Source organism: Methanosarcina spelaei, from assembly GCF_002287235.1.
In the GTDB taxonomy this organism is placed as follows: domain Archaea; phylum Halobacteriota; class Methanosarcinia; order Methanosarcinales; family Methanosarcinaceae; genus Methanosarcina; species Methanosarcina spelaei.
Genome location: NZ_LMVP01000126.1, coordinates 1 through 5838, shown reverse-complemented (window position 1 = coordinate 5838; position 5838 = coordinate 1). Strand labels below are relative to the sequence as shown.

The 5838-nt window shown below is 35.5% G+C and carries 4 protein-coding genes and 1 pseudogene; 1 reads left to right on the top strand and 4 read right to left on the bottom strand.

Translation table 11 applies throughout. The features are described from left to right. Positions 1–178: pseudogene (locus ASJ81_RS08325) on the bottom strand (ISH3-like element ISMba14 family transposase); the annotation flags it as partial. A gap of 158 nt (positions 179–336) precedes the next feature. On the opposite strand from ASJ81_RS08325, the gene ASJ81_RS08320 reads away from it, so the two are divergent. Beyond that, positions 337–918, top strand: coding sequence for a cysteine hydrolase family protein (locus tag ASJ81_RS08320; RefSeq protein ID WP_245859955.1), 582 nt, complete (start codon positions 337–339; stop codon positions 916–918). A gap of 105 nt (positions 919–1023) precedes the next feature. Here the strand turns inward: ASJ81_RS08320 and ASJ81_RS24565 are convergent, their stop codons facing one another. From ASJ81_RS24565 to ASJ81_RS08305, 3 genes are all read right to left on the bottom strand, one after another. Further along, positions 1024–1185, bottom strand: coding sequence for an SEC-C metal-binding domain-containing protein (locus ASJ81_RS24565; protein WP_095644072.1), 162 nt, complete (start codon positions 1183–1185; stop codon positions 1024–1026). A gap of 145 nt (positions 1186–1330) precedes the next feature. After that, complete coding sequence (locus tag ASJ81_RS08310; protein ID WP_095644071.1) at positions 1331–3139, bottom strand: hypothetical protein; 1809 nt, start codon at positions 3137–3139, stop codon at positions 1331–1333. A 449-nt stretch (positions 3140–3588) separates the two neighbouring features. After that, on the bottom strand, positions 3589–5598 hold the full coding sequence (locus tag ASJ81_RS08305; protein ID WP_245859953.1) for a M3 family oligoendopeptidase: 2010 nt from the start codon (positions 5596–5598) through the stop codon (positions 3589–3591). Positions 5599–5838 lie beyond the last annotated feature (240 nt).

Below are 5838 nucleotides of genomic sequence, written 5' to 3'. Positions count from 1 at the left end.
CAGATTCGAGAGAGTTTGTAGAAGATGTTGCGGCGTGCAACAATACGTTTAAAGTATCCTGACATTCATAATTTGCAGATTCTGGCAAAGTTATTATATTACATTTGCTAATCAATTCAGAGGATACAGCCAGCAAGCTGGCTGTATCTGCGATCATGGAATCGTTTTTTGTTGGCATCAAAAAGGAATTCCATGATCTACTAAAACTTTTTTTCGGTTAAGTATAATTAGTTACTAATGTTCCATATTCAGTATTCGGAACTTGGGTTGTTCGGAACTACTGGTAAAATAGATAAAAGAAAATATAGAACGGAACCAAAGAGGAATGGTGAAACTTTGAAAGCTCTGGTTATTATAGATATGACTAACGATTTCGTGTATGAGACCTACGAATATGCAAGAACGTTATATGAGGGAAAACTTGTAGCTCCTATGGCAAAGGAAATTGTTGACAAAATAGCCAGGCTAATAATAAAAGTAGTAAAAGGGGGAACAGTCAGTGTTATCAGAATTCCGAAAGATCACCTTAATGCCTTTATGAACCCGGAACTCGAACTGAAAGCTGCAGAGCTCGGAATCGATGAAGTATTCGTTACAGGCCTGGTTGAGGAAGTCTGCATATACATTAATAGCCTTGGTTTCCTTGAAAGAGGTTTTCGAACAAACATCGTAAAAGGCTGTACAGCACCTTTTGATGAAGAAAAAGGTAGAGAAGCCTTTAGCGAACTTACGGAATGCGGAGCAAAAATGGTTGACGATATTCCTGATGACATAAAGGTTATCCTGCTCCTCGAAGACGAACATAATGAAAATTCCGAAGAAATAAAATCAGGAGACTGGCCACCTCATAATATGAAAGGAACCCCAGGAGCCATGACTGTAAAGACGATCAGGGATGTGCTTGAGGAAAGGTTATAGTTGAAATACATCAAGTTTTCTACAGGGAAAAATTTCTGGTTTTCTATTAACTAATTAGATAGATTGCATAGTATCGAAGGAGCTTGTGGATTCGTAAAAACTAAATTACTTACCACAGCAATGTTTATATTTTTTACCTGATCCGCACCAGCAACAATTGTTTTTACTCAAACTTCCATTTTCCAGTTTCTCACGTATAATTTCAGCATGAGTTTTATTTCTAACCGGTTTTTTTGACTCTGTTCCAAAATCCAGTGATTTTTGCATTTTTGATAGAAAATCTGAATTAGCAAGAAGAATCCAGTTTTTATCAAAATCAATATTCGCTATCTAAAGACTTGAATCATTAAGTTGTATTACACGGATGGTGACCATTTACAAAATCTAGTGATTTTGAATTTTACATCCATCACTAGATTTTGGTACTGAGTCGTTTTTTTGAGTATTTAATTTCACCTTGGAGATAAGAGTAATACCTTTCAATATCTGAACTATATCCGTTTATTATTGTATCTTCTGATTTTGGGAGATCACTTGTTTTTGAAAGCGTACCATGTTTTAGAAAATAGCCAAAATAATCAATCTCATCGAACGAATTAATTTCTTGTTTTTTATTTAAACTGATTCTTTCTTGTAAATATTTTATAAAATCATCTGAATTCTCTAAGATATTAGTTATAACCATCAAATCATATATGCTTATAGCAAATGGATAATGGGTACCACGTAATAATTTTGAATCCCACAACTTTACTTTATTTAGGGCAGTAGAATACTCTTCAAATGCTTCCAAACTAATATTAACTAAAAAGATGTTTTTATAATCCTCTTTTTTTATTTTCATTACTTGTTTATGATTATTATTGTAAAATCCAACTTCTTCTGAACTTAAAACATAATCAAGTGCTCTTTTTGACTGCTCAAAAGCTTCACTGATATTCTTCTTAAAGTCACCTTTAGATATTGTTAAAATATCTTTCCTTCCGGCAATACTTCTTCTTTTTTTTGCTTTAATTTCTACAAGAAGCAAACTATCTTTATAAGAGACAACACCATCAATTTCAGGATATTTATCTTCTCCCTCTTCATTGATCGGATAATATAGTTTCTCTTGAATTGTAGCTTTTGGGAGTGCATTCCTTAATAGTTCAAATGATTTTCGTTCAAAGAAATCGCTTTTTATTTCAATATATTTCTTGACTTTTTCAGAAAACTTTTCGGAAAATATTGATTCAATAATAGGTATAACATTTCTTACAAGATGAGGAATTAAAAAGCAATAATACTCTTTGTCTATATGTATAAGAGGTTTAAGCTCAATATCGCTTTTATCTAAAGGGGATGTCCAATGTTCATTACATCCAAATTCCAATGACAATAAATCAAGAATTTTTTCATTTGTTTTTACGTTTGGAATTATTTTGTAATTATCTTTGAGACCAATACTCAAAAAATCTCTGCAACATTTATCTAATAAGTCCTCACCAACTTGAGCTTTACACATTTCAACTGTTTTCTGAGGGTCGTCGAATTCTTTAAAATTTTTATCAAAACACTCAAAAAAATCTTTTTGTACTTCGTCAAGCTTAGTTACTCTGTCTTTAATGAAAGCGACATTTTGTCTTTGAATTTCCTCAATAGTTTCAAAGTATTCTTCTATTGTAAACCCTAATTTCTTCAACATTTCTTCGATTCTCGGTTCTGAAAATAACTCTAAAGCTACTTTCTTGTAATGAAGAGGGAATGCGTCACCTCTGAGAATCAGAAAGTTGAGGATAGTATTAAAAAGAGTTTCTTTTTCAATTAAGTTTAACGTTTCATCTGAATAAATACTGTACATTAGGTAAAAATACAGTTTATTTCTGAAATCCTTAAGAAGATCATCAAACTTCTTGAGATTTTCATAAGTCGATACTTTACGATAATTTTCTTGTTTATTTTTTAAAATTATATTTTGAACTATCTCAACTTCTAACTGGCTATTATCAAAACCATCTTTTCTATTTGTTTCTAGATCTACAAGCAAATTCTTTGTTGTACTATGCCCTAAAGCATCGAGAGGATTTAAATCATCTAAAATTAATGTTTCTATTTCAGAGAGTAAATCATACATTTCTTTTTTTACTGTTGGCAACTGGACACTCATTATTTGCTTAGCTTGCTCAATTTGAGATGAATCCAGATTGGATTCATAAGTTGTTACCCTCCCTTTCCGTTTCATAGTTATAGGCCCACAGTTTATAACCTCATCATATTTACTCATAAGTTACAAAACAATATGTGTATTATAAATATTTTTTGAATTTTTTTCTATAAGAAATTTTCAACAAATACGCTAACTGCTTCCATTTCATAATTCAATTTCTTTCAATCTTTTATAAATGACATATCACTTTTGGCTTTTTGTTTCATGTGGTGCAAAGTGACCCCTTAGAAAAAACTAACTTTTTCCAATCGATATAAATTACAAGAATTTTTTGCAGAATTCCTAGAGAATCAACCCTCTGACCCTCAAAAAATTGAAGGAAAATTCTGTCTTAGGACTAACGAAATCTAAATTTTTGATCTTTCCTACAAGTTAATGGGCTAATTCTCTGATCTTTAGCAGTAATATAGATACCCTAAGTTATTCTTTTTTTAAGGACTTCGTCCCCCAAATCCCCTTCAAAATCATTCTTCCCTTGCCAGCTTATACAATTCCCGAATCCTCAACTCCGCAACATCCATCGCATCTTCAAAGAGCTGTCTGTCGATTTTGATCCCGAAATATTCTTTGAGTTTTTCTTCTGGAGGCATTGTCGAGCCTGCTGAGAGATAGGCAATGTATTTTTTGTTAAAAGCATCCTGGTCTTCTCTGTACTGTTTGAAGAGAGCGAGAGTAATTGCTTTTGAAACCGCGTAGTTGAAGGTATAGTAGTTGCTTGTCAGGTAAATATGGTTGATATAAGTCCATTCTGCGGAATCTTCAGGGTAATACTCAACTGAGCTGCTCCTGTACTCTTTAGAAAGGTCGGTCCAGATAGCATTGAGTTCTGCTCCGCTCACCGTTTCTTTTTCTTTACAGAGCCGGTGGGCTTTATATTCAAATTCCGTGATCAGGGGCTGTCTGGTAAAAAAGTTCTGGTAGTCGTCGATCTGCTGGGAAAGGACTGCAACTGCGGTATCCTTATCGGAATTTTCAACAATGTAGTCAACAAAGAGCTCTTCGTTGAAAGTGGAAGGAATTTCCATTTCATAGATTGTACCTGTGCAGTAAAGATAGTCAACGGAATTGCCCATGAGGTAGAAATTAATGGCATGTCCGAGCTCGTGGGTTAAGGTTTTCTGGTCCCTGATAAGGCCGTCATAGTTCATGAAGATAAGAGGTGGAGCTTTCAGGGCACAGGAATCGGTGCAATAGCCTCCAGGCTGCTTTCCATGCTCGGGGTCAGGGTATACGTCTATGAAACCGCCGGTTGCCATTTTTAGGAAGATTTCCTTGAAATTGGGATCCATCCTGGAGTAGGATTTCTGAATCTCTCGCAGAGCGTCTATGTAAGCGTATTTCTTGCCAGGCTGGTCTGTCAGTTGCAGCATGAGGTCATATGGTTTAAGGGTATCAAGCCCAAGCTTTTTTCTTCGAAAATCATTGTATGCCTCAAAAACCTCTTTTCTCTGCTTGAAGACAGTATTCATGTCATCAACCTGGGCATGGGTAAGATAGAAATTATACAAACTGTAATCATAGAAATCCGTATAATTCAACTCTCTGGCAAAAAGGTCATCAAGCTGGGCTTTTTTGGAATAGAGGGATGCCATGGAATCGGATTCTTCAATCAGGTGATAGAACCTCTTATCATAACATTTTTTCCTGTTTTCCCTACTTGTATCTGTTGATAGTAAAGTACTGTAGGACTGGGAATTGACAGAAAATTTCTCTCCGTTCTCAAGCGTGATCTCTCCTGCCTTCGTAACTGTGTTCGTGATTTCGGAAAGTGCTTCCGTTTCCAGTTTCATCCGCTGGTTTTCAAGCTCTGCAAGATGCGCAGCCTGGGACTCATCCTTTGGTCTGTGGTCTATAAATCTCATGTAGTTAGCTTCAAGATAGGCCCTGTAAGCTTCAAGTCCGGGTTCTTCGGAAAAGAGTCTGTCCCATTCATCTTTCTCAAGCGAGGTCAGTTTTACGGTTGCAAAGGCCTGAGCTTTCTTATATTCCGTAAGCAAATCCTGAGTACTTCCAAGCAGGGAGATAAGAAATGATTCGTTTACGTTTTTACTGAGTTGAGTATATGCATAAGTATACAGGACATCAAGTGATTTTGAATAAGCCTTTTCATTTTCCAGGTATTCAAGCATAACAGGTCCTGACAATTTTTCAAATTTGGGACGGAAAACTTCACTTATTTCCTGTGTTCCCTTTTTTAATCTCTCAAGCTCTTTTGAAGCGTCCTCCCTAGTGCTGAAAAGATATGCATCATTCCATTCTGTTGGAACCTTACCTGGATCAAGCGCATCGGAAGTACACTCGTTGCCTGAATCATTTGTACTGCCTGTACTATTTCCTGAGCCTTCATAAGATTTCTCCAGCTTTCCAGAATTCCTGCCTTCCGGAAAAACTGCAAGAGACAATAAAGCTCCGAGAGCGAGAGGCCCTCTGAACATCCCTGAAGCTATAAGTCCTTTAACCGATTTAGATTTCATACGACCGCTATCTCCTGATATAATATCAAAACGTCCATATGTTAATGTCCTTCTATTAGCGTTGATTTAACGACCACTGTTTCATAGTCTCATTGGTTGATTAGTCTCATTGGTTGATTAGTCTCATTGTTGATTAGTCTCATTGGTTGATTAGTCTCATTGATTTCATTAATCTCATTGATTTCATTAATCTCATTGTTGATTAGTCTCATTGATTCATTAATCTCATTGTTGATTAGT

Coding starts and splice junctions, on each gene's coding strand:
- ASJ81_RS08310 (WP_095644071.1), bottom strand. CDS start 3,139: ATGAAACGGAAAGGGAGGGTAACAACTTATGAATCCAATCTGGATTCA.
- ASJ81_RS24565 (WP_095644072.1), bottom strand. CDS start 1,185: ATGCAAAAATCACTGGATTTTGGAACAGAGTCAAAAAAACCGGTTAGA.
- ASJ81_RS08305 (WP_245859953.1), bottom strand. CDS start 5,598: ATGAAATCTAAATCGGTTAAAGGACTTATAGCTTCAGGGATGTTCAGA.